A 23416-nucleotide genomic window follows, 5' to 3' on the forward strand; every position below is an offset into this window, starting at 1 on the left:
CACGATGCCCCGGGTCCCTTCCGAGCGAGAGGGTGACTCCAGGGGAACACGGAGGACGACAGCCATGCAGCGTCACATCGCGCGATACACACTCGAAGGCGTCAAGGACGCCGAGATATCCGTGCATCCGTTCGCGACGGAGGACGACCTCGGCCTCGAGCTCAGGCGCTTCCACCGCGCCGACTGCGACGATGTCGTGCTGATCGTGCACGGCCTCACGTCCTCCAGCGACATGTTCATCATGCCCGAGCACCACAACCTGGTGAGCTTCCTGCTGGACGCCGGGTTCACCGACGTCTGGACGTCGGACTTCCGGATGAGCAACCGGTTCCCCTACGACACCGAGACCCACCGCTTCACGCTCGACGACATCGCGCACTGGGACCACCCCGCGGCCGTACGGGAGCTGCGCCGCCATGTCGGAGACCGCCGGGTGCACGTCATCGCGCACTGCCTCGGCTCGGTGTCGTTCTCGATGAGCCTGTTCGGCGGCGCCGTCGACGGCATCACCAGCCTGGTGAGCAACAGCGTCTCGCTGACGCCCCGGGTGCCGGCCTGGTCGCGGTTCAAGCTCGCCGTGGGACCGGCGATGTCGGAGTACGTCCTCGGCCTCTCGTTCCTCGACCCGCGCTTCGGCGATGCACCGCCCTTCACGCGCGGCTGGATGCTGTCGCGCGCGGTGTCCCTGTTCCACCGCGAGTGCGACGTGCGCGCCTGCCACATGGAGAGCTTCATGTGGGGCAGCGGCCGGCCCGCGATGTACCCCCACGACAACCTCGACCCGGTGACCCACGAGCGCATCGCGGACCTGCTCGGGCCCTGCGGCCTCAACTACTTCCGGCACGTACGCAAGATGGTCTCGGCCGGGCAGGTCGTGAAGTACGACCCGTCGGACTCGCGCCACGCCGACCTGCCCGACGACTACCTCGCGGGCGCGGCGGACATCCCGACCCCGGTCCTGTTCCTGACCGGCGACCAAAACCACGTCTTCCCGCAGGCGAACGTCGTCTGCTACGAAACGCTCAACAAGATCGCACCAGGCCGGCACGAGCTGGAGATCCTCCCTGGATACGGCCACTTCGATCCCTTCACCGGCAAAAACGTCCATCTGGACGTCTTCCCGAAGATCGTCGACTTCCTCAAGCGGAGCGCCGCATGACCGGCGAGCACACCGACGTGGTCGTCGTCGGGTCGGGGTTCGGCGGGTCCGTCGCGGCGTACCGGCTGGCCGAGGCCGGCAAGTCCGTCGTGGTCCTCGAGCGGGGGCGCGACTACCCGCCCGGCAGCTTCGCCCGCTCTCCGGCCGAGATGAGCCGCGCCTTCTGGGACCCGACCGAGCGGCTCTACGGGCTGTTCGACGTCTGGAGCTTCCGCGGCTTCGACTCAGTGGTCTCCAGCGGGCTCGGCGGCGGCTCGCTGATCTACGCGAACGTGCTGCTCCGCAAGGACGAGCGCTGGTTCGTCGACGAGGAGGCGCTTCCCGGCGGGGGCTATGAGACCTGGCCGGTGACGCGCGCCGACCTCGATCCGCACTACGACGCGGTCGAGAAGATGCTCGGCGCCCGGCCGTACCCCCTTGATGTCCCCGCGTTCGCCGCGACTCCCAAGACGCACGCGATGCAGGACGCCGCGGCCGAGCTGGGGCTCGACTGGCACCTTCCGCCGCTCGCGGTCAGCTTCGCCCCGGACGCGAAGACCGGGCCGGGCCTGGGCCTGCCGCTGACCGAGCCGGCGTACGGCAACCTGCACGGCGCGCAGCGCGTGACCTGCCGGCTGTGCGGCGAGTGCAACATCGGCTGCAACGACGGCGCCAAGAACAGCCTCGACCACAACTACCTGTCCGCGGCCAAGCACCACGGCGCCGACCTGCGGACGCTGCACGAGGTCCTGGCGATCCGGCCACGGCCCGAGGGCGGCTATGAGGTCGACTTCGTCGTGCACGACCCGGACGCGAAGACACGCAAGCCGCCGCTGCAGACGATCTCCTGTGATCGCCTGGTGCTGGCGGCCGGCACGTACGGCACCTCCTACCTCCTGCTGCGCGACCGGGCACGCTTCCCCGGGCTGAGCGACGCGATCGGCACCCGGTTCTCCGGCAACGGCGACCTGCTCACCTTCCTGCTGCGGGCCAGGGACCGCGCACGGATCCGCCCGCTCGACGCGAGCCGTGGCCCGGTCATCACCAGCACGATCCGGCTGCCCGACGAGCTGGACGGCGTCAGCGGGGCGGGTCGTGGCGCCTACATCCAGGACGGGGGCTACCCGGGCTTCGTCAACTGGATGGTCGAGGAGGCCGACTTCGGGCACGAGATCTCCCGGATGGTGCGCCTCGCGCTCGAGCGCTTCCGCGCCTTCATCTCGGGCGCGCCCGACAGCCGCACGTCCAAGGAGCTCTCGGACCTGATCGGCGACGGCGCCCTGTCCATGAGCTCCCTGCCGCTGCTCGGCATGGGCCGTGACGTCCCGGACGGCAGGCTCCGGCTCAAGAGCGGAAACCTCGACGTCACGTGGACGGCCGAGACCAGCGAGGCGTACTTCAAGCGGCTGCGCGCCACCATGCGGCGGGTCGCGCACGTGCTGGGTGCGACCTACGCGGACAACCCGATCTGGTTCCGCAAGAAGATCGTGACGGTGCACCCGCTGGGCGGCGCGCCGATGGGCCGCAGCGCGGGCGAGGGGGTCTGCGATCCCTGGGGTGAGGTGCACGGCTTCCCGGGTCTCTACGTCGCCGACGGAGCGGCCCTTCCCGGCCCGGTGGGGGCCAACCCGTCACTCACCATCGCAGCGCTGGCGGACCGCATGTCCACCCGCCTGCTCGAGAACCCCGGTCGCGCTCACGCGCGGCCGGCAAGGGGGGCGGTGAACGACACGACGAGCGTCACGGAGGACGCCGGGGGTTCTCCGGATCGCACGTCGCTGTCGTTCACCGAGGAGATGAAGGGGTTCTACACCGACGGAGAGAACGCTCCTGGACCGGGAGAGGAAGCCGGACGGGAGGCCGGGCAGTCGCTCGGTTTCCGGCTCACGATCACGGTCGATGACGTGGAGCGTTTTCTCGAGGAGCCGGAGCACACCGCTCAGGCCGAGGGATGGATTGACGCCGCTGGCTGCGGGGGCCGGTGTCAAGTCGAGCGGGGCTGGTTCAACCTGTTCTCGCCGGGAGGTGCGCCGGATCGCCGACTCATGCGATACCGCCTGCACTTCACCGACGGAACGAACCGGCCCCGCACCCTTTCGGGCTGGAAGGACATCCGCCGGCACCCGACGAGCCGCCTCTGGCCGGACACCACGACGCTCTACTTCCGCCTCCTCGACGGCCACGTACCCGACGGTGGCGACGACGAGGCCGCCATCGCCGGCGCCGGCATCCTTCACCTGGGCATGGACGACTTCGCCCGGCAGCTGACGACGTTCCGCACCACCGGACCGCACGGCCCGTCCGCCCTCGAACGCTTCGCCGGCTTCTTCCTCGGCGAGCTCTGGGACATGTACCGCCCCAGGCTCTGAGCCTCCCGCCTGCGCCGCCGGCCGGGGCGCCGCCAGCCGCGCCGGGTCCGACATGGCGCCGCCCGAAGGCGGAGCATCCCGCCCGCACGAAGCCCCTTGCCGCACGGAGCCGGCACCCGGGCACCACTCGCCCGCTGGCGTCTCCGCGATCCGGCGGTCCCAGCCGCGCGACCCGGTCCCACCTACCGCTGCCCCGGCCCGCCGAATCCCGACGCCACGGGCGTGCCCGTTCTGGTCCGTGCGGGGTCGGTCAGGTGTCCAGGGCGAAGACCTTGCCCGGGTTGAAGATCCCGGCCGGGTCGAGGGCCTGTTTGATCGCCCGGTGCATCCCGAGGACGACCGGGCCGACCTCCTCCCGCAGGCCGCGGCGCTTCAGCAGGCCGACCCCGTGCTCGCCCGTGACCGTGCCGCCCAGCGCGATCGCCTCGTCGACGATTCGCTCGAACGCCTCCTGGGCTCGTTCCCGTGCGGCGTCGTCGTCCGGGGAGGTGATCATCAAGGGGTGGAGGTTGCCGTCTCCGGCATGCGCCACGTTGGCGATGTGGATGTCGTGCTCCGTCGCGATGCGCTCGATCCGGGCGAGCATCTCCGGTACGAGCATGCGCGGGACGCAGATGTCCTCGGTCAGGACCGGGCCCAGCCGCTCCACGGCGGGATAGGCCAGCCGCCGCGCGGCGAACAGCGCTTCGGCCTCCTCCGGGTCCGTCGACCGCGTGCTCCAGGTCGCGCCCGCCGACTCGAAGCAGGCCAGGATCGCGTCCGCCTCCTCCTCGCCGGCCTGGCCGGGAGCGTCGCTGCGGCCGAGCAGCAGCACGTTGCCGCCGTCCGCGAGGCCCATGTGCCGCCACTCGTCGACCGCGCGCAGGCAGTGCCGGTCGATGAGCTCCAGCGCGCTGGGGACGACCCCCGCGGCGGAGACCGCGGCGACCGCCTGGCCGGCGGCGACGAGTGAGTCGAAGTAGCCCACCACCGTGCGCTCGGCGGCGCGCCTGCCTCGCAGCCGTACGGTGATCTCGGTGATGACGCCGAGTGTGCCCTCGGAGCCGACCATCAGGCCGGCCAGGTCGTACCCTGCCACGCCTTTGGCCGTACGGCGGCCGAGCCGTACGACCTCGCCGCGCCCGACGACCGCCTCCATGCCGAGCACGTAGTCGCGGGTCACGCCGTACTTCACACAGCAGAGCCCGCCCGCGTTGGTGGCGACGTTGCCGCCGATGGTCGACCACGGCGCACTCGCCGGGTCCGGCGGGTACCAGAGATCCTGCCGCGCGCACGCGTCGCGCAGTTCGTCGTTGACCACGCCGGGCTGCACGACGGCGAGGCGTTCGTCCGGGTCAATGGCGATGATCTTGTTCATCGCCTCGAACGAGATGACCACGCAGCCGTCGAGGGCGTTGGCGCCCCCGGACAGGCCGGTGCCCGCGCCGCGCGCGACGACCGGGACACCCAGGGCGGCGCACCGCGCGACGATCTCGGCCACCTCCGCCGTGTCGCGGGGCCGTACCAGTGCGGCCGGGCTGCCGTACGGCGCCCACTCCGCCTCGTCATGCGAGTAGGACGCCAGCACATCCGCGTCCCGTACGACCCGGCCGGTGGGCAGTACACGCTCCAGCTCGGCCACCACGTTTCCGGACATCACCGCCATACGTGGCACCCTATTCGACCCGAATCGCCCACTGCCGTTCGGAGAGGGGCCTAGTCGAGCGGGAGCGGGCGGCGCGGGACGGGAGAGGACTGCACGACCGACGTCGTCGTGCGGCCGAACGGTGTGAACAGGTCGAGGATGCCTTCGAGGTCACCGATGGCCCGCAGGCACAGCTTGAGCACGAAGCAGTCCTCGCCGGTGACGCGATGGCACTCGACGACCTCGGGGATGTCGACGGCGATCTTGGCGACGCGCGGGATCTCCCGTACCGCGGGACTGATCCGGACGATCACGGTGAGCGGGAAGCCGAGCGCCGCAGGGTCCACGTCGGCGTGGTACCCGGTGATCACGCCGGTGTCCTCCAGCCGCTGGACGCGCTCGGCCACGGCCGGAGCCGACAGGCCGACCCTGCGGCCCAGCTCGGCCAGGCTCGTACGGGCGTCCATCTGGAGTTCGCCGACGATCCTCAGGTCGATCGCGTCGAGCGGCTTGGATCCGTAGCCTTCACCCGGCCTGGGTCGTCGAACCGCCATTCACGCACGGTATCGCCGGGACGACCATTCCGTCATGGACATTTCGCGGCGAACGAGAAGCGCGCCGGGCTGGTCGTACTTCGTCGGCAGCGCGGTCTTCCACTACCTCGGGCCCGCCTTCGCCGTTCTGCTCTTCGCCCGCGTCGCCCCGGCCGGCGTGGCCGGGCTGCGCATCTGGAGCGCCGCGCTCGTCTTCGCCCTCTGGCGCCGCCCCTGGCGACGGCTCGGCGAGCCCACGATCGTGTGCTGGGGCCTGGTGCTGGCAGCGATGAACAGCTGCTTCTACGAGGCGGTGGCCCGGCTGCCGCTGGGTACGGTCGCCGCGATCGAGTTCGTTCCGGTGATCGCGCTCGCCGCCGCGGGCACCCGTACGCCGCGCAACATCGCGGCCCTGGTGGCCGCCGCGGTCGGCGTCTACGTGCTCACGGACGTACGACTCGCCGGGGAGCCGCTCGGGTTCGTCTTCGCGTTCGCCAACGCCGCGTTGTTCGGCCTCTACATCGTGCTCGCGCACCGCGTGGCCCAAAGCGACGGTGACGGGGTCGACGGCCTGGCCGCGGCGATGCTGGTGGCGGCGGTCTGCGTGATACCGCTCGGCACGTGGCAGGTGGCACCCGCGCTGACCCATCCGGCGCTGCTCGGCGCCGGCATCGGTGTGGGGATCAGCTCGTCGGTGATCCCGTACGTCTGCGACCAGCTCGCCATGGCACGGATGGCACGCGCGACGTACGCGCTGCTGGTCTCACTGCTGCCCGCGACGGCGGCGGTCATCGGCGCCGTCGTGCTGGGCCAGCTGCCGATGCCCGCCGAGGTGGCCGGCATCGGCCTGGTGGTCGCAGGGACCGCGCTCCATCGGGAGCGCGGTTAGGGCGTCGTGAAGGCCGGGTTGGTGCGCATGCGGCCGACACGGCGCGGCTTGCGCTTGGAGGCGGTGCGCACCTCGGGTGCGCGGTGCTCGAGCGCGGCGCGCAGCTGGGCACGGCCCCGGTGGATCCGGCTGCGTACGGTGCCCATCTTCACGCCGAGTGTCGCGGCGATCTCTTCGTAGGACAGCCCTTCGATGTCGCACAGGACCACCGCGGCGCGGTACTCCGGGGCGAGGGCGTCGAGTGCCGTCTGGATGTCGCCGTCGAGATGCTGGTCGTCATATGCCTGCGCCGGGCTCGGCTCGCGACCGCGCAGCCGCTCGGCCGCGTCGTCACCGAGACCCTCGAAACGGATCCGTTGCTTGCGTCGTACCTGGTCGAGGAAGAGGTTCGTCGTGATGCGGTGCAGCCAACCCTCGAACGTGCCGGGAGTGTAATTCGACAGGGACCGGAACACGCGTACGAAGACCTCTTGGGTGAGATCCTCGGCATCGTGCTGGTTCCCCGTCAGCCGGTACGCCAGGCGGTAGACGCGCGCTGAGTGCTCACGCACGATCCCGTCCCAGCTGGGCGGCGTCCATGCCGCCGTGTCAACCTTCACCTGTCACCCCCGAAAGCGGTGTGTACATCAGAGTCTTGCCTGCGGGAGGTAAGGGCGATGTAAGGGCGCCACTTCCCTCTCACGATCTCAAGCATGTCAGCGCCGGCCTCCTCCAACGTCGCCCGGCAGGCGGGTCTTGTCCATACCTTCGTCCACCGCGGGGTGGAGACGGCCGGGAACGCCTTCATCCTCTGGAAGTAGATCCCTATGACACGCATACGGTGCCCAGGGGGTCGTCGGTTCAACGTCTGAGGCCCGACCGATTCCGGCACCGGCGAAACCCCTGGTGAGATGAGAAAAGACCGGACTCGTGATCCGGCCCTGCCGAGAACCGCCCTCCCGCCCCAGCCCCGCAGGCCGAAGGTCGGTACCTCAAGATCGGCAATGGTGAGCCACGAAACCACCGGCCGCCCACCGGGACGAACAAGGAAGACCCCCACCCTGAACCCGAAACCCGGCGAGAAACCCGCACCGCCTTCTGCGGAGCCACCCAAGGACGGGGCGAAGCCCCGCACCGAGGGTTCCGGGAGGTCGCCCCCTGGACAACCAGCGCGGGCACCGCCAAGACCAACCAAAGGCGATACGTCACGGTCACGAACTATGAGTCCGGGGAAGCGTTGGCCGCCCACCGGAATGAGCAAGCACGATCCCGACCTGAGCCACCCAGGGCGGGGCGAAGCCCCGCACGGGGATTCCAGGGATCGCACCCCAGGACAACCAGCGCGGGCACCGCCAAAACCACCAAAGGCGGTACGCCACGGTCACGAACTATGAGTCCGGGGAGCGTTGGCCGCCCACCGAAAAGAGCAAGCACGATCCCGACCTGAGCCACCAAGGGCGGGGCGGAGCCCCGCATCGGGGGTTCCAGGGGGTCGCCCCCCTGGACAACATCGCGGGCCCGAGCGAAACCGACCAAAGGTCGGTGAGTAGGGATGGTTGCCTCGGCTCCCCCGACTGGACTCGAACCAGTAACCTGCCGGTTAACAGCCGGCTGCTCTGCCAATTGAGCTACGGAGGATCGTGCAAGGCGGCCGCTCAACGCTCCGGACGCCCTAGCGGCTTCCAAGGTTAGCGCATTCCGGGGGCGCTCGTTTCCTCCCGACTGCCGGGGCGGACGGGGGGTATGTCTAGGACGACCGGTAGAGGAGATGGCCATGAAGTATCGCTTTGGGTTCCTCACGGGAGCAGCAGTCGGATATGTGCTGGGCACCCACGCGGGGCGGGAGCGCTATGAGCAGATCAAGCGTCTCTCCCGGAGTGTCGCGGAGAACCCGACCGTCCAGGAGGCCGCCGGCATCCTGCGGGCGCGGGCCGGCGAGCTCGCCGACACGGCACGCCAGAAGGTCGGCGACAAGGTGTACGACAAGGTTCCCGGCATGCGCCGCGAGCACAAGGACACAGCCGACGTCGGCTGACGAGGCCGCCACTGGTTCCGGTTCACGGGGATACAGGAGGAGTACCTCCTCGACAGGACGGCCGGCCGAGGAGGGCGGGTCGTGCGATGGCGCATGCCGTCATCGGGGCTGCCGCGGGTGAGGCCGGGCCGCCACGGCCCGGCCGGCAGACGGGCGGTCCCGGCCCCGGCCCCGGCGAGGTAGGTCTCGACCTGCCCGGGTCCCAACCCGCACAGGTCCAGACCCCGGCATAGGTCTCGCTCTCCGCGCAGGTCCCGGCACCGCACGGGTCCCAACCCGCACAGGTCCAGACCCCGGCATAGGTCTCGCTCTCCGCGCAGGTCCCGGCACCGCACGGGTCCCAACCCGCACAGGTCCAGACCCCGGCATAGGTCTCGCTCTCCGCGCAGGTCCCGGCACCGCACGGGTCCCAACCCGCACAGGCCTCGCACCCGGGATAGATCCCGACCCCGCACAGGCCCCCGACCCCGACGCAGGCCTCCGCACAGATCCCGGCCCTGCACAGGCCTCGACCCCGACACGGACCTCGCCTTCCGCACAGGCCCCGGCACCGCACAGGCCCCGAGCCCGCACGGGTCCCAACCCCGCGTAGGCCCCCCGGCATAAATACCGACCCCGCACAGGCCCCCGACCCCGACACAGGCCTCGCCCTCCGCACAGATCCAGACCCCGTACAGGTCCCAATCCCGCGCAGGCCTCACCCCCGAGACGAACTCCGACCCCGCACAGGCCCCGACCCCGGGAGAGGTCCCGGCCCGGCTACCTCCATCGGGATGTCGATTCCGCCCGTGGCACTCCGATCCCGTCGGCGCCATCCACTCAACCTGCCGCTGGTCGGCGGTGCCGTTGGGGAAGCCGGTGCCGTCCGGGCCGAAGGCGACGCTGAGGGACGCGAAAGCTCGACCTCAGAAGCCCCGGCGTCAGAAGCCCCCGACCTCAGAAGCCCCGGCCTCAGAAACTCTCCGGCCTCACAGGCCCGTCTGGCGGCGGAGTTCCTCCATCGCCTGTTCGGCCTGGGCCAGCAGGCCCGCGTCCGTCGGGTCCAGGCCCGGGTCGAAGACCAGGGTCCAGCGGGGCTCGCCGGAGCCCCTCGCCGGGCGGCGTGCCGCGATGCGCACGCCCCCGCCGGGCAGCTTCACGTGGGTGCTGACCACGACCGTCGAGGTCACACGCTCGCGTACGGTCTCCGGTACCGAGCCCGGCTCGGTCAGGTGCACGGTGTGGCGGTCGCCGCCGACCTCGCGTACGACCAGCAGTCCGTCCTTCCAGACGGCCTGTTCGACGCGCTCCCACGGCAGGCGGGTGAACCCGGCGCCGTCCTGGAAATGCAGCGCGGCGTCGGTCGCGACCGTGTCGCCGCTGACCGCCAGGACCCGTTCTCCCTTGTCGAGGGTCAGGCCCTCGGGCAGGTTCCTCCGCCGTGTCAGTCGCATGCGATCACGCTACAGCCGCCCGGCAGGGCGAAAGCCCATCACGAACACCGGCGCGAGGCCAGCAGGTCCAGGACGAGAGCGGCCGACCAGCTGAAGTCGTGGCTGCCGCGCCCCGTGCCGTCGAACGGATCGAAGTACTCCCGGAACCCCGACTGGCGTACGAGCCGCAGTGTCGACCCCAGCAGCAGGTCCGCGACCGCGTCCAGGTGATGAGTGAGCGCGCCTAGCCACACCAGCCAGTTCGTGTTCACCCAGGTCGGCCCGCGCCAGTACCCGCTGCGGTCGAAGGCCGCCGACTGCACGTCGACGGTCGGCACCGGATAACCGGTCGCGCCGGCGAACCGCGCGGACAGCAGCAGCTCGGCCAGCCCGCGCACGATGGAGCGGGGAAGATCGGGGTCCAGCAGTGGCACGAAGGCGGAGATCGTGGCGGCCGGGGTCAGCTGACCGGTCCGTACGTCGCGGGCGCGAAAGCAGCAGGTCTCGCCGTCCCACAGTCGGTCGAGCATGGCGAGGTGGATCCGCTGCGCCGCCTCCCGGTGCGGACCCGGGTCGGCGCCGGCCAGCTCGGCGACCTCGGCCAGGGCATGCGTCGAGGCCAGGAAGACCGCGTTGAACAGCGGGTCCTCGACCACGAACGGATGATCGTCATGGAGGTACTCCGCCCGATATCCGGCGTCGCGCATCGACCGTACGAGCGACACGTGCCGGTCGGAGTCGGCACAGTCACCGCCGTCAGAGCCACGGGCGTACGGCGAGGCCGGCGGGGAGACGGCTTCGAGCGGGCGGTCCCAGGCCGGGCTGTTCTCCAGTCCGGACTCCCAGGGATGGCAGAGGCTGACGAGCCCGCAGCCGGCGATGTCGCGGTCGCGTTCGAGATAGGCGTGCTGGGCGGCCAGCAGCGGGTAGAGCCGCGTCAGGAACGCCCGGTGCTCCCCCGGCTCACGCGCCAGCCGCAGCGCGGCGAGCGCCTGCAACGGCGGCTGGGCCAGGCCCGAGGTGTCCACGCCGCGCGGCGCGGCCGGCTGGGCGCGGCTGCGCCAGAACTCCGGGCCGGGAAAGTAGGCGTGCCGCGGGATGCCGGAGCTGAACACGATGTGCGGTACGAGGCCGGTCGCCCACTGTCCACGGAACACCGACAGGAGCTCGATGCGCGCCCGCTCCGGCCGGTGACGCGCCAGACCGAGGCTGACGAAGGACGAGTCCCAGCTCCACTGGTGCGGATAGAGCCCTGGTGAGGGGACCGTGGCCGTACCGGTCCAGTTCGCGTCGAGTACGCGCGCGGCGGCCGTCCAGACGGCCGTCTCATCACCTGTGAGCCGGAGCCCCATTATCACAGCGTACGGGCCGGGAGCATCAAGAGCGATGCCCGATTCGCCCTAATGTCCGAAAAAAACTAAGAGAAGAGGGTCTCCCCCCAGAATCCGCCTTTCCGGACGCCGGGTGGGCAGGCGAAGATGCCGGATCCGACGTGTTGGACGTATTCGTTCATGTGGTCGGTGGCGGCGAGTTTGTTCTGGAGGGTGACGAACTGGGTTCGGGGGTCTCGCTGGTAGGCGATGAAGAACAGGCCTGCGTCCAGGCGCCCGAGTCCGTCGCTGCCGTCGGTGAAGGAGTAGCCGCGGCGCAGGATCCGGACGCCGCCGTTGCTGTCCGGGTGCGCCAGGCGTACGTGGGAGTCCGCGGGCAGCTTCGCCAGCGGCACAGGATCATGTTCGCGTGGGGCCCCGTAGGGGTTGCCTTCGCCTTTCATCCGGCCGAAGACGTCTTGCTGTTCTTTGAGGGAGGTACGGTCCCACGTCTCGATGTGCATCCGGATCCGCCGCGCGACCAGATACGACCCGCCGTCCATCCACGCCGCACCGTCCTTGGCCGACGCCCACACGTACCGGTCCAGCGCCGCGTGGTCATCGCCGGGAATGTTTCGGGTGCCGTCCTTGAACCCGAACATGTTCCGCGGCGTCTGCTGGTCCGGCGTCGTGGAAGAGGTCTTCCCGAACCCCAGCTGAGACCATCGCACCGCCACCACACCGAAACCGATCCGCGCCAGGTTACGGATCGCGTGCACCGCCACCTGCGGATCATCAGCACACGCCTGAACACAGACATCCCCGCCACTACGATCAGCGGCCAGATTGTCACCAGGAAAATGCGGCAGATCGATCAGCGGCGCCGGCCGCCGCGCCTTCACCCCGAACCGGTCCTTACCCCCCGACCCGAACAACGCCGGCCCGAACCCGACCGTCAGCGTCAGCCGGGCCGGCGGCAGGCCGAGCGCCTCTCCGGTGTCATCGGGTGGGGACTCGGGCAGGCCACCCGCCGCCGACCCGTACGGGTGCCCGGCGGTCAGCGCCGCGCCGGCGGCGGTCCACTCCTTCAGCATGCGGACCAGGCGGTCGCGGTCGTCGGTGACGACGTCGAACGACGCGAAATGCAACCGGTCCTGGACCGGGGTGGCGATACCGGCCTGATGCGCCCCGAAGAACGGCACCGGGCCGTTGCCGGAAGAGGGCCCTTCGTGGGCTTGGGCGACGCTGACCAGACCGGCGCCGGCCGCGGCACCCGCGGCCAGCGTCGCACCCGAATACCCCAGCAACCTGCGCCTGCTGACCTCCGTCACCGCGCGACGACCCCCGCCAGCTTCGACAGCGGCTCACCGAGGGCGTTGACCTCATCGGACAGTTCCTTGCGCTGCGCCTTACCGACGGTGTCATAAGAGACGTACCCGTCACCCTTCTTGTACTTGTCCAGCAGCTTCTGCACCTTCGCGAACTCGTCGGTCAGGTCACCGGTCAGCCCGGCGTCTTTTTCCTGCACGACCGGCTTGAGCAGCTCGAACGCCTTCTGCGCTCCGTCGACGTTGGCCTTGAAGTCACTCAGATCGGTGTGAGAGAACGTGTCCTCCTCACCGGTGATCTTCCCCGTCGCGACCTCGTCCAGAAGCTCCTTGGCACCGTTGGCCATCGAGGTGGGGGTGATCGACGCGGTACCCACCCGGACCTTCAACGTCTCGATGTTCTTGACGAGATCGTCGGCGTAGGGGCCCTCACCCTTCAGGGACTTGGTCTTCCACAACGCCTTCTCGATCTGGTGCCACCCGGTCCACTTCTGGCCCTTCTCCAGGTCGGCCTCACGGGTATCGGTCTTGGGATCGATGTCACCGAACGATTCGGCCACCGGCTCGATCGCCTCCCACCCGAACCGCGACGGAGCGAACTCGGCCTTCGCGCCGGCGATGTCACCCTTCGACACCGACGCGGCGAACGTCTTGGTCTTGGCGAGGGTGTCGTCCACCTGCGCGCCGATGTAGATCCGGTAGGCCGCGACCGCGGCGTCAAGGCGCGGGTCGGTCGCCTTGCCCTTACCGGTGACCGTGAACGCCTGCGAGGGGCCCTTGCCGGTCATCCCGGCGCTGCAGAGGACCTTGTACGTGCCCGCCTCGAGAGAGACGGTGACCTCCGCGCCGGTACCGGGGCCGATGTTCTCGCGCTCCGAGACGATCTTGCCGTCCGGAGCGAGGATCTCCAGCTCGTTGACCTGCGAACCATTGTTCGTCATCTTGAACGTCGTCGCACCGGCCGCACCGGTCTTGGCACCGACCTCACACGACGAGTCGGTCGCGGTGACCTTGATGGCGGCGTCCTTACCGGACGCGGCGTCGTCCTTCCCACACGCCGACAGCACCGAAAGTGAGACGAAGACGGCGCTCGCGGTGGCGAGCAAATGGACAGGACGCATGAGATCTCCAGCAGACGACGTGAATCGGGTTAGGGGGTCCTTAGTTAGCCTAGGCGTGCCTAACTTAGCCTTACCTAACCTCATCCCGTCAAGCCACCCACGCGTGCGACTTTGTGACCCTTCCCACCACCTGCCCCCCGCGCGGGCACTCTGACCTCGGACTTCACGGTCCGGGCAAGCGAACACCCGCGCACCCCGACCGGCACGCGGGTGTATCGGCGGGCCCGGCACTCTGGCGAGCGCCGGCCCACGGTCGCTCTACTCGAGATACTCCCGCAACATCTGGGCCCGCGTCGGGTGGCGCAGCTTGGCCAGCGTCTTGGACTCGATCTGGCGGATGCGCTCGCGCGTCACCCCGAACTCCCGGCCGACCTCTTCGAGGGTGCGCGGATGTCCGTCCGTCAGGCCGAAGCGCAGCTGGATGATCCGCTGCTCCCGGTCCGACAGCGACCCCAGGATGCCGTCGAGCTGGTCCTGGAGCAGGATGAACGCCGCCGCCTCGATGGGGACGACCGCATCGGCGTCCTCGATGAAATCCCCGAGATCGGAGTCCTCCTCTCCGATCGGGGACTGCAGGGAGACGGGTTCTTGGGCGACGCGCTGGATCTCGACCACGCGCTCGGGGGAAAGGCCCATCTCCAGGCCGATCTCGTCGGGCGAGGGTTCCCTGCCGAGGTCCTGGTGGAGCTGGCGCTGCACGCGCACCAGCTTGTTGATGGTCTCCACCATGTGGACCGGAATCCGGATGGTCCGGGCCTGGTCGGCGATCGCTCGCGTGATCGCCTGGCGGATCCACCAGGTCGCATAGGTAGAGAACTTGTAGCCCTTGGTGTAGTCGAATTTCTCGACGGCACGTATCAGCCCGAGATTCCCCTCCTGGATGAGATCGAGGAACAGCATTCCGCGACCGACATAACGCTTGGCGATGGATACCACCAGGCGCAGGTTGGCCTCGATCAGTCGTTGCTTCGCCCGCACTCCGTCGCGGGCGAGCAGTTCGAGATCGGTTCTTTCACCGGGGGTGATGATGACCGCTCTGGCCACCTTCTCCTCGGCGAACAGTCCCGCCTCGATCGATTTCGCGAGTTCGACTTCCTCTTCTGCCGTGAGTAGCGGCACGCGGCCGATTTCTCGCAGATAGATACGGACCAGATCGCTAGTCGGCGCACGCCTGGAGAGGTCATCTCCGTCGACGCGCGCCGAGTCCTCGTGTCCGCTGTGCGACTCGAGGACTTCGACACCTTGCTCTCCCAGTATCCGGACGACTCGATCCATCGAGTCGGCCGGCAGGTCAGAGCGGTCGATCGCGGCAGCCACGTCGTCGACGGTTATTCCGACGCCGCGCTCTCTGCCACGTGCGACAAGATCCGCCACCTGCTCAACCGATGGCGTCTCGCTTGGCAGCACCGAAGGGCCCACGATGACAGTGTGCGTCAAGGTGCCCGCGTAACGGGGGACCTATTTTTCGGCCCCGCCCGTCACAAGGTCCCGATCCCTCGCTCCCGCAACGCGTGTCTCTGCTGTTCAAGAGCCATGAGGTCCCCGAACATGCGGTTGTACTGCTCTTGGTTCTCGACCGGATTCAGCCGTCCTAGTTTGGACTGCAGCTTCGCGATCTCCCGAGTGACCTGCACTTCCAGCAATCTGGACAACTGAGATAGCGCATAACGGTCATCCGGAAGTCCGTTGTAACGCAACGGCTCCACCGCGAGACCGGTGATCAGGTCCTTGACCTCGTCGTTCGGCGCGGCCTCGCGCAGCCGGCCGGCCCATTCCGGTCCGGTCGCGGCGGCCGTGCCGCCGAGCTCGGCGATCAGCTGGCGTACGGCGGCGTGGCCGGGGACGGTCAGAGCCTCGGCGGGAATGGCGTCGAAGCCCGGCCCGAGGAGTGCCGGCCGCTGCACCGCGAGCTTGAGCGTCTCGCGCTCGACCCGCACGATCGGGTCGTTCGGGTCATGGGTGGGTGCCACCGGCGGCGTACGCGGCGCCTCCGGGGCGTCGGACCGGCGGCCACGGGTGTCGCCGCGCCGGCGGGTGGCGTGGTCGCGTACCCGTTGGAGCACGAACTGCTCGTCCAGGAAGCCGGTCCACTTGTCCAGGTCGATGGCGTACCGGTCGCGCATGCCGCGGTCGCGGATCCCCGCGATGATCGGCGAGGCGGCGTCGATGGCGGCGAGGCGGCCCTCGGTCGTGTCGAGGTCGTACTTTTCGATGGTCGCGCGGATCGCGAACCTGAACAGCGGCACCCGGGAGGCGACCAGGTCGCGCACCGCGGCGTCGCCGTGCTTCATCCGCAGGTCGCACGGGTCGAGCCCGTCCGGCTGCACGGCCACGAACGTCTGTGCGGCGAACTTGTGCTCGGACTCGAACGCCCGCAGCGCCGCCTTCTGGCCCGCCGCGTCACCGTCGAAGGTGAAGATGACCTCGCCGCTCGCCTCGTCCTGGTCCATCAGGAGCCGGCGAAGGATCTTGATGTGCTCCTCGCCGAACGACGTGCCGGACGTGGCGATGGCCGTGCCGACACCGGCCAGATGGCAGGCCATGACGTCGGTGTAGCCCTCGACGATGACGGCCTGCCGCCGTCGGGCGATCTCCTTTTTGGCCAGGTCGGCGCCGTACAGCACCGACCCCTTCTTGAACAGCGGGGTCTCGGGGGTGTTGAGGTACTTCGGGCCGTCGTCGCGCTCCTCGAGCCGGCGGGCGCCGAACCCGACCACGTCGCCGGTGAGGTCGCGGATCGGCCAGATCAGCCGCCCGCGGAACCGGTCGATCGGCCCGCGCCGTCCCTGGCTCGCCAGCCCGCCGGTGATCAGCTCCTTGTCGCTGAAGCCACGACCGCGCAGATGGCCGACCAGCGCCTCCCATTCGTTCGGCGCGTAGCCGACGCCGAACCGCGCCGCCTCCTCGCGGCCGAACCCGCGCTCGGACAGGAACCTGCGGCCGATCTCCGCGGCGGGGGTCATGAGCTGCTCGGCGTAGTATTCCGCGGCCGCCCGGTGCGCCTCGACGAGCCGGGTGCGCTCGCCCTTCTGCCGTCCGGGGACGTAGCCGCCCTCGGTGTAGCGGAGCTGGATGCCGGCCTTGCTCGCGAGGTGCTCGATCGCCTCGGCGAAGGACAGGTGGTCGATCTTCTGGATGAAAGCGATCGCGTCGCCGCCCTCGCCGCAGCCGAAGCAGTGCCAGAGGCCGTTCGAGACATTGAAGGAGGGCGACTTTTCGTCGTGGAACGGGCAAAGGCCCTTCAGCGCACCGCCTCCGGCGTTGCGAAGCTGGACGTATTCCCCCACGACCGAGTCGATCGGCGACCGTTCGCGTACGAGGGCGATGTCTTCATCGCGGATCCGGCCTGCCACGTCGGCAGTCTAGTCGCGTCCCACCACGGCCGAGGCCGACTGTGACCATTGGCGTTCACTGGACAAATCATGGACATACACGGTGTACTGGCTCAACTTCGGCGGGCTATCGCAGATCCCGTCGATGCCTTGTCATCGGGTGTCTCGGGGGGACCCAGACGAGCAGCAATCCCGCACGCGGCGGTCGTCTGCGCTGACCTCCGCAGTAGCACGAGGTGTCAGCGATGACCGAAGTCGTCCTAGACGCGGTGAACAAGGTATATCCGGATGGCTTTCACGCGGTCCGTGATCTGACCTTGCGCGTGCCCGACGGGGAGCTGTTCGTCCTGCTCGGCCCGTCCGGATGCGGAAAGTCGACGGTCCTGCGCATGGTCGCCGGGCTGGAGGAGATCACCTCGGGCAGCCTGTGGCTCAGCGGCCGGCTCGCCAACCACCTGCCGCCGCGCGACCGCGACCTCGCCATGGTCTTTCAGAACGGGGCGCTGTACCCGCACCGCAACGTACGCGGCAACATCTCCTTCCCGCTGGAGGTCGCGGGCGAGAACGCCGCCGACTCCCACGAGCGCATCATCGAGCTGTCACGTGCGCTCGGCATCGAGGAGACGCTCAACCGGCTGCCCTCGACGCTGTCCGGTGGCCAGCGCCAGCGGGTCGCGATGGGGCGGGCGCTGATCAGGCAGCCCGGGATCTTCCTCATGGACGAGCCGCTGTCCAACCTCGACGCCGGCCTGCGTACCGAGCTGCGAATGGAGATCGGCGCGCTCGTCCGCTCCGTCGGCGTGACCACTCTCTATGTCACGCACGACCAGACCGAGGCGCTGACCCTCGCCGACCGCGTCGCCATCCTGCGGCGCGGCATCCTGCAGGACGTCGGCACACCGCAGCAGGTCTACGACGACCCGGCCACGACGTTCACCGCGGCGTTCCTGAGCGCCCCGCCGATCAACCTCGTACGCGCCTCGGTCCGCGCCGACCAGAACGACGGGGTCCGGCTCGGCATCGGCGGCCAGGAACTCCACATGCCGTGGTCGGACCCGCGGGCGACGGCGCTGGTCTCCCGGCACGGCTCGTCCGTCACGCTCGGCATCCGCGCGGACGCCCTGCGCCCCGACCCCGACGGGCAGATCTCGGGGCGGGTGCGCGCCCTGGAGTTCCACGGGCACGAATGGCTGGCGCACGTCGAGGCGGGCGTGGCGCTGGTCGACACCGAGGCGTTCCGCGACGACGAGCCGCAGCAGACCGGGCAGGAGGGCGAGCCGGGGCTGCTGCGCCGGTTCCTGCGCACGACCGGGATCGTCGCCGAGGAGGCTCCGGCCGCACCCGTCCCGCACGGCGGCGTCCACCGCCGGTCCGACCTCGTCTTCCGGCTGGAGTCGCGGTCCGGGATCTCGGTCGGCGAGACCATACGCCTGTCCATCGACGCCGAGCGCATGCTGCTGTTCGGCGAGGACGGCCGGCGCGTGGACAAGGTCGAGCGCTGACACCCGCCCGCCGGCGGGGAGACTCGCGGCCCTGGCCGCGCCGCGGTCACGGCGCGGACCCGTTCCGGCGGCGTAGCTCGTCGGCGAACGCGCCGAGGCAGTTCGCCAGCTCGCGGTCGCTCAGCTCCCCCGGCGACCTGCCGCAGCCGGTCACGGTCCTGTCCCGCGCGGGCGGCGTGCCGGACACGTTCACCGTGCGCGGGCTGATGCGCCCGGTGATGGACAGGTCGACGTAGAACTCCGTCAGCCCACGGCGCACGCCGTACACGCGCCACATGTCGCCGCCGAGCGGAGTGAACTCCTCCAGCCGCCCGCCGGTGTTGAGGAACGTCGGGTCGACGCCGCGTACGGCGTCGGTCGCCTTGTTCGTCAGCGCGTTGAGGTTGGCCACGTTCGGGTCGCCGTCGGGCAGGACGTACAGGTCCATGCCGTTGAGGCGGCCATTGGCGGCGGTGTCGGCCGGGGACACGGCGTAGGCGATGAACGCCTGCGACTTGGACGCCCTCGGCGTCAGCGGGGTGACGTAGTACAGGTGGTGGTCGGGGGCGCGCAGCAGGTACTCGGTGGTGTTGGCGCCCTGCACGTCGTCCACGGTGGGCTTGAACCCGAACGACGCGCGGGATCGCCACTTGCGGCCGGCCGCCCACTCGGTGGCCTCGCGCTGCTTCTCGGCCAGGCTGTCGGGGTAGGCGGGTCCGGGCAGCTCGCCCGCCCGGACCGCGGGCCGGTAGGCGACGTGAACACCGTGGTCGCCGGTCAGCACCAGCACGCCGGCGGCGGTCATCGCGGTGCGGTTCTTGTAGGCGACCTGCCGGGTGACCGGGACGACGATGACCGGGTTCGCGCCCTGGCAGTAGCCCCAGACGTCGTCCTCGTCCCACAGCAGGTCGGGATACTTCTCGCCGAGCCAGTTCCCCAGGCTGTTGCCGCGCGCGCCGTGGAAGGCCCGGTCGAAGGAGCCCGGGGCGAAGCGGCACGCGACCTTGACGGTGTTGGACGCGCCGTCCCAGGAGGCGATGCCGTAGGTCGGGGTGGCCTTTCCTGACCCGTCCAGGACCGCGGTCCAAAGGCCCGGCCCGCCCTTGCGGCCGGGCTGCGGGGGCGCACCGTACAGATAGGTGAGGGTGTCCTCCCAGAAGTCGACCTTCGGGGCGGGCGAACCGGCGTGCGCCATCATCTGCTGTGCCGAGGCGTAGGAGGACGTGCGGCCCTCCCAGGAGGCGATGCCGGGCAGCTTGCCGACCTGAACGCAGGCCGGCACGTCGGCGGCGCTGCGGTAGGCGCACCCGCGGTCGTTCTTCCGCGCCCCGCGCATGAGGTACGCGAGCGAGGCGGGAGGGCTCGCGCCGTCGGTGATGTGCCAGGTCGTGGCGCGGTTGTAGTACCGGCCCCCGTCCTTGTCGTTGTCCCATACCGCGCGGACGAACGGCACGGCCAGGACCCCGATGGCGGCGATGACGGCGATGGTGGCGACGGCCCCCGAGCCACGGGGCGCGGGTCCGGAACCGGTGACGATGACGGCGGTGCCGATGAGCCCGACCGCGACCCACAGCCAGAACAGGGCGGTGGGCGGGGCGAGGAGGCCGCCGGGCAGCCACTGCCGCCGCACGAGGACGAGCCGCCACCACTGCGACCAGGTCCCCATGCCCGGCAGGCCGTACCGGAGGAGGGCCCAGACCAGGAACGCGCCGACCGGCATCCACAGCCACCACAGCGCGAGAGCGGGGAGTCGCGACTTCAGGGAGTTCATGTCCGGCGCCTCCTGGTTCGGGAGATTTCTCCCTCCTAATCACCGACGGTCCGGGAGGGCTCCCCGATCCATTCCGGGGAAGATTTCCGTTGTGAAGTTCCTGTTACATCACGGGCCGGGCCGTTCTCCTGCGGCGCCGTACGGGGTTAGCGTCCAGATGTGCTGATCACCCCGCATGAGCAGGAGCGCCTGCTGATTCACGTGGCGGCCGGCCTCGCCCGCGAGCGCCGGGACCGAGGGCTGCGACTCAACCATCCCGAAGCGACCGCGATCATCGCCGCGTACGTCCTGGAGGGCGCGCGAGACGGGCGGGGGGTCGCCGACCTGATGGAGGCGGGCCGGACCGTGCTCACCCGCGAGGACGTGATGGAGGGGATCCCGGAGATGCTGGAGTCGGTCCAGATCGAGGCGACCTTCCCCGACGGCACCAAGCTCGTCACGGTCCATCGGCCGATCCCATGATCCCCGGCGAGTTCGAGACGGGCGGGAGCACGGTGGAGCTGAACCCCGGCCGGCCGCGTACGACGCTCACCGTGGTCAACACCGGCGACCGGCCCGTGCAGATCGGTTCGCATTACCACTTCGCCCAGGCCAACGACGCACTGGAGTTCGACCGGCAGGCCGCTGACGGGCACCGGCTCGACGTGCCCGCGGGCACCGCGGTGCGGTTCGAGCCGGGCATCACCCGGGAGGTCTCCTTGGTTCCCTTCGCCGGGCTGGGCGTCGTACCGGGGCTGCGCGATGACTGAGATCTCACGCTCCCGCTACGCCCAGCTGTACGGCCCGACCGCCGGCGACCGCGTACGGCTCGCCGACACCGACCTGTTCATCGAGGTCACCGAGGACTGGAGCCGGGGCGCCGGGGCCGGCGACGAGGCGGTCTTCGGTGGTGGCAAGGTGATCCGCGAGTCGATGGGCCAGGGCATGGCGACCCGCGCCGAGGGCGCCCCCGACCTGGTCATCACCGGGGTCGTGGTCCTGGACCACTGGGGTGTGGTCAAGGCCGACGTCGGCGTGCGCGACGGCCGTGTCGTGGCGCTCGGCAAGGCCGGCAACCCCGACACCATGGACGGCGTCCATCCCGGCCTGGTCATCGGCCCGTCGACCGAGATCCTCGCCGGCAACGGCAAGATCCTCACCGCCGGCGCGGTCGACTCCCACGTCCACCTGATCTGCCCGCAGCTGGTCGACGAGGCGCTGGGCGCCGGGGTGACCACGCTGATCGGCGGAGGTACCGGGCCCGCCGAGGGGACCAAGGCCACGACGGTCACGCCCGGGTCCTGGTACCTGTCCCGGATGCTGGAGGCGATGGACTCCTTCCCCGTCAACGTCGCGCTGCTCGGCAAGGGCAACACGGTCTCGGAGGAGGCCATGTGGGAGGCGCTGCGCGGCGGCGCGTCAGGGTTCAAGCTGCACGAGGACTGGGGGTCGACGCCGGCCGCGATCAACGCGTGCCTCCGCGTCGCCGACGCCTCCGGTGTGCAGGTCGCGCTGCACACCGACACGCTCAACGAGGCGGGCTACGTCGAGTCGACGCTCGACGCCATCGACGGCCGGTCGATCCACGCGTACCACACCGAGGGGGCGGGCGGCGGGCACGCGCCGGACATCATCACGGTCGCCTCGCACCCGAACGTCCTGCCCTCCTCGACCAACCCGACCCGGCCGCACACCGTGAACACGCTCGACGAGCACCTCGACATGCTCATGGTCTGCCACCACCTCAACCCGTCGGTGCCCGAGGACCTGGCGTTCGCCGAGTCACGGATCCGCCCGACGACCATGGCGGCCGAGGACGTCCTGCACGACCTCGGCGCGATCTCGATGATCGGCTCGGACTCCCAGGCGATGGGCCGGATCGGCGAGACCGTCATCCGCACCTGGCAGACGGCGCACGTGATGAAGGGTCACCGCGGCGGCCTGGACGACAACCTGCGCGCACGGCGCTACGTCGCGAAGTACACGATCTGCCCCGCCATCGCGCACGGCCTGGACGCGGAGGTCGGCTCGGTCGAGACGGGCAAGCTCGCCGACCTGGTCCTGTGGGACCCGGCGTTCTTCGGGGTACGGCCGCACGTGGTGATCAAGGGCGGCATGATCGCCTGGGGGCAGATGGGCGACGCGAACGCCTCCATCCCCACGCCTCAGCCGGTGTTCCCCCGCCCGATGTGGGGCGCGACCGCGGCACCGGCGATCTCGGTGCACTTCGTCGCTCCCGCCGCCCTGGAGGACGGGCTCGCCGACCGCCTCGACGTACGCCGCAGGCTCGTGGCGGTCAAGGACACCCGGCGGCTGGGCAAGGCGGACATGCCGCTCAACGACGCGCTGCCCAAGATCAAGGTCGACCCCGACACGTTCACGGTGTCCGTCGACGGCGACGAGGTCGAGCCCGCTCCCGCGTCCGTACTGCCCATGGCCCAGCGTTACTTCCTGTTCTGATGACGGGCCCGCCGGCGAACGCCGCGCTGCTGCTGCTCGCCGACTCGCGGCTCCCCGCGGGCGGGCACGCGCACTCGGGCGGGCTCGAACCGGCCGCCACCGCCGGAGCCGTACGCGACCTGGCGACTCTCGCGGACTTCCTGCGCGGCCGGCTGGCCACGGCGGGCCTGGTCGCCGCCGGGCTGGCCGCGGCGTCGGTGTCCGGAGACCGGGCGGCGCTCGACGCCGAGGCGGACGCGCGTACGCCGTCGCCCGCGCAGCGGAGGGCGTCGCGTGCCCAGGGACGCGCGCTGCTCCGTGCCGCGCGCGCCGCCTGGCCGCATCCCGACCTGGACGGGCTCACCGCACCCCATCACCCGGTCGTGCTCGGCGCGGTCGTCCACGTCGTGGGCGGTGACGCCGGGCAGGCCGCGGCGATCGCGGCGTACGCGTCGGTGACCGGGCCCGCGTCGGCGGCGGTACGCCTGCTGGGCCTCGATCCGCTCGGTGTCCAGCGCGTGCTCGCCGACCTCGCCGTACGGATCGACGCGGTCGCGGCATCGGCGGCCGAGACCGTACGTGCGGGCGGGCTGCCCGCGGCGTCCGCGCCCGCCCTCGACCTGCTCGCCGAAATCCATCAGCAGGCGGATCTCCGCCTGTTCGAATCCTGATCAGG

Annotated in this window: 19 protein-coding genes and 1 tRNA gene; 9 read left to right on the forward strand and 11 right to left on the reverse strand. The window is 70.2% G+C overall.

All coding sequences use genetic code 11. The features are described from left to right. Window positions 1-64 precede the first annotated feature (64 nt). Complete coding sequence (locus FB559_RS01705) at window positions 65-1159, forward strand: alpha/beta fold hydrolase (protein ID WP_141952531.1); 1095 nt, start codon at window positions 65-67, stop codon at window positions 1157-1159. After that, window positions 1156-3507, forward strand: coding sequence for an FAD-dependent oxidoreductase (locus FB559_RS01710; protein WP_141952533.1), 2352 nt, complete (start codon window positions 1156-1158; stop codon window positions 3505-3507). The genes FB559_RS01705 and FB559_RS01710 overlap by 4 nt, the downstream gene beginning before the upstream one ends. A gap of 250 nt (window positions 3508-3757) precedes the next feature. Here FB559_RS01710 and FB559_RS01715 read toward each other — a convergent pair whose 3' ends face one another. Together FB559_RS01715 and FB559_RS01720 are read right to left on the reverse strand one after the other, a co-directional pair. Beyond that, complete coding sequence (locus FB559_RS01715) at window positions 3758-5143, reverse strand: FAD-binding oxidoreductase (RefSeq protein ID WP_141961447.1); 1386 nt, start codon at window positions 5141-5143, stop codon at window positions 3758-3760. A 59-nt stretch (window positions 5144-5202) separates the two neighbouring features. Next, a complete protein-coding gene (locus tag FB559_RS01720; protein WP_141952535.1) occupies window positions 5203-5685 on the reverse strand; it encodes an Lrp/AsnC family transcriptional regulator in 483 nt (160 codons plus the stop codon). Between the two features lie 34 nt (window positions 5686-5719). Here FB559_RS01720 and FB559_RS01725 point away from each other — a divergent pair, with 34 nt between their 5' ends. Further along, complete coding sequence (locus FB559_RS01725) at window positions 5720-6553, forward strand: EamA family transporter (protein ID WP_141952538.1); 834 nt, start codon at window positions 5720-5722, stop codon at window positions 6551-6553. Here the strand turns inward: FB559_RS01725 and sigE are convergent. Continuing rightward, on the reverse strand, window positions 6550-7152 hold the full coding sequence (gene sigE, locus FB559_RS01730) for an RNA polymerase sigma factor SigE (protein WP_141952540.1): 603 nt from the start codon (window positions 7150-7152) through the stop codon (window positions 6550-6552). The two genes, FB559_RS01725 and sigE, sit on opposite strands and share 4 nt — an antisense overlap. 945 nt (window positions 7153-8097) lie before the next feature. Next, window positions 8098-8170, reverse strand: a tRNA-Asn gene (locus FB559_RS01735). Between the two features lie 136 nt (window positions 8171-8306). Between FB559_RS01735 and FB559_RS01740 the strand changes: the two genes are divergently transcribed. Next, on the forward strand, window positions 8307-8567 hold the full coding sequence (locus tag FB559_RS01740; RefSeq protein WP_141952543.1) for a YtxH domain-containing protein: 261 nt from the start codon (window positions 8307-8309) through the stop codon (window positions 8565-8567). Window positions 8568-9535: 968 nt separating this feature from the next. Here the strand turns inward: FB559_RS01740 and FB559_RS01745 are convergent. The 6 genes from FB559_RS01745 to dnaG all read right to left on the reverse strand — a co-directional run bounded on the left by FB559_RS01745 (window position 9536) and on the right by dnaG (window position 17091). Further along, window positions 9536-10000 carry a hypothetical protein gene (locus tag FB559_RS01745; RefSeq protein WP_141952545.1) on the reverse strand — a complete coding sequence of 155 codons (465 nt, stop codon included), beginning with the start codon at window positions 9998-10000 and terminating at the stop codon, window positions 9536-9538. 38 nt (window positions 10001-10038) lie between these two features. Beyond that, window positions 10039-11331, reverse strand: coding sequence for an MGH1-like glycoside hydrolase domain-containing protein (locus FB559_RS01750; protein ID WP_141952547.1), 1293 nt, complete (start codon window positions 11329-11331; stop codon window positions 10039-10041). Between the two features lie 65 nt (window positions 11332-11396). Beyond that, entirely contained in the window at window positions 11397-12620 is a 1224-nt protein-coding gene (gene efeB, locus FB559_RS01755; protein WP_141952550.1) for an iron uptake transporter deferrochelatase/peroxidase subunit, read from the reverse strand. Next, complete coding sequence (efeO, locus tag FB559_RS01760) at window positions 12617-13738, reverse strand: iron uptake system protein EfeO (protein WP_141952552.1); 1122 nt, start codon at window positions 13736-13738, stop codon at window positions 12617-12619. Before efeO ends, efeB begins: the two co-directional genes overlap by 4 nt. 258 nt (window positions 13739-13996) lie before the next feature. Then, the gene (rpoD, locus tag FB559_RS01765) at window positions 13997-15145 is read right to left on the reverse strand and encodes an RNA polymerase sigma factor RpoD (RefSeq protein ID WP_141961448.1); all 1149 of its coding nucleotides are present in this window, start codon (window positions 15143-15145) and stop codon (window positions 13997-13999) included. A gap of 71 nt (window positions 15146-15216) precedes the next feature. Next, window positions 15217-17091, reverse strand: coding sequence for a DNA primase (gene dnaG / locus FB559_RS01770; protein WP_141952554.1), 1875 nt, complete (start codon window positions 17089-17091; stop codon window positions 15217-15219). 224 nt (window positions 17092-17315) lie between these two features. Here dnaG and FB559_RS01775 point away from each other — a divergent pair, with 224 nt between their 5' ends. Then, a complete protein-coding gene (locus FB559_RS01775) occupies window positions 17316-18572 on the forward strand; it encodes an ABC transporter ATP-binding protein (RefSeq protein WP_141952556.1) in 1257 nt (418 codons plus the stop codon). Window positions 18573-18618: 46 nt separating this feature from the next. Here FB559_RS01775 and FB559_RS01780 read toward each other — a convergent pair whose 3' ends face one another. After that, window positions 18619-20322 (reverse strand): hypothetical protein, encoded by a 1704-nt coding sequence (locus tag FB559_RS01780; protein WP_141952558.1) that lies wholly within the window; start codon window positions 20320-20322, stop codon window positions 18619-18621. Between the two features lie 159 nt (window positions 20323-20481). Between FB559_RS01780 and FB559_RS01785 the strand changes: the two genes are divergently transcribed. Genes FB559_RS01785 through FB559_RS01800 form a run of 4 tightly spaced genes read left to right on the forward strand, consistent with a single transcriptional unit; the run spans window position 20482 to window position 23411 of the window. Next, window positions 20482-20784, forward strand: a complete 303-nt coding sequence (locus tag FB559_RS01785) for an urease subunit gamma (protein WP_141952560.1) — start codon at window positions 20482-20484, stop codon at window positions 20782-20784. Next, window positions 20781-21071: an urease subunit beta gene (locus tag FB559_RS01790; RefSeq protein ID WP_141952563.1), complete on the forward strand. Its 291-nt coding sequence runs from the start codon at window positions 20781-20783 to the stop codon at window positions 21069-21071. Before FB559_RS01785 ends, FB559_RS01790 begins: the two co-directional genes overlap by 4 nt. After that, window positions 21064-22761 (forward strand): urease subunit alpha, encoded by a 1698-nt coding sequence (locus tag FB559_RS01795; protein ID WP_141952565.1) that lies wholly within the window; start codon window positions 21064-21066, stop codon window positions 22759-22761. The genes FB559_RS01790 and FB559_RS01795 overlap by 8 nt, the downstream gene beginning before the upstream one ends. Then, the gene (locus FB559_RS01800) at window positions 22761-23411 is read left to right on the forward strand and encodes an urease accessory protein UreF (protein WP_141952567.1); all 651 of its coding nucleotides are present in this window, start codon (window positions 22761-22763) and stop codon (window positions 23409-23411) included. Before FB559_RS01795 ends, FB559_RS01800 begins: the two co-directional genes overlap by 1 nt. The last annotated feature ends 5 nt before the right edge of the window (window positions 23412-23416 follow it).

Source organism: Actinoallomurus bryophytorum (genome assembly GCF_006716425.1).
GTDB lineage: Bacteria > Actinomycetota > Actinomycetes > Streptosporangiales > Streptosporangiaceae > Actinoallomurus > Actinoallomurus bryophytorum.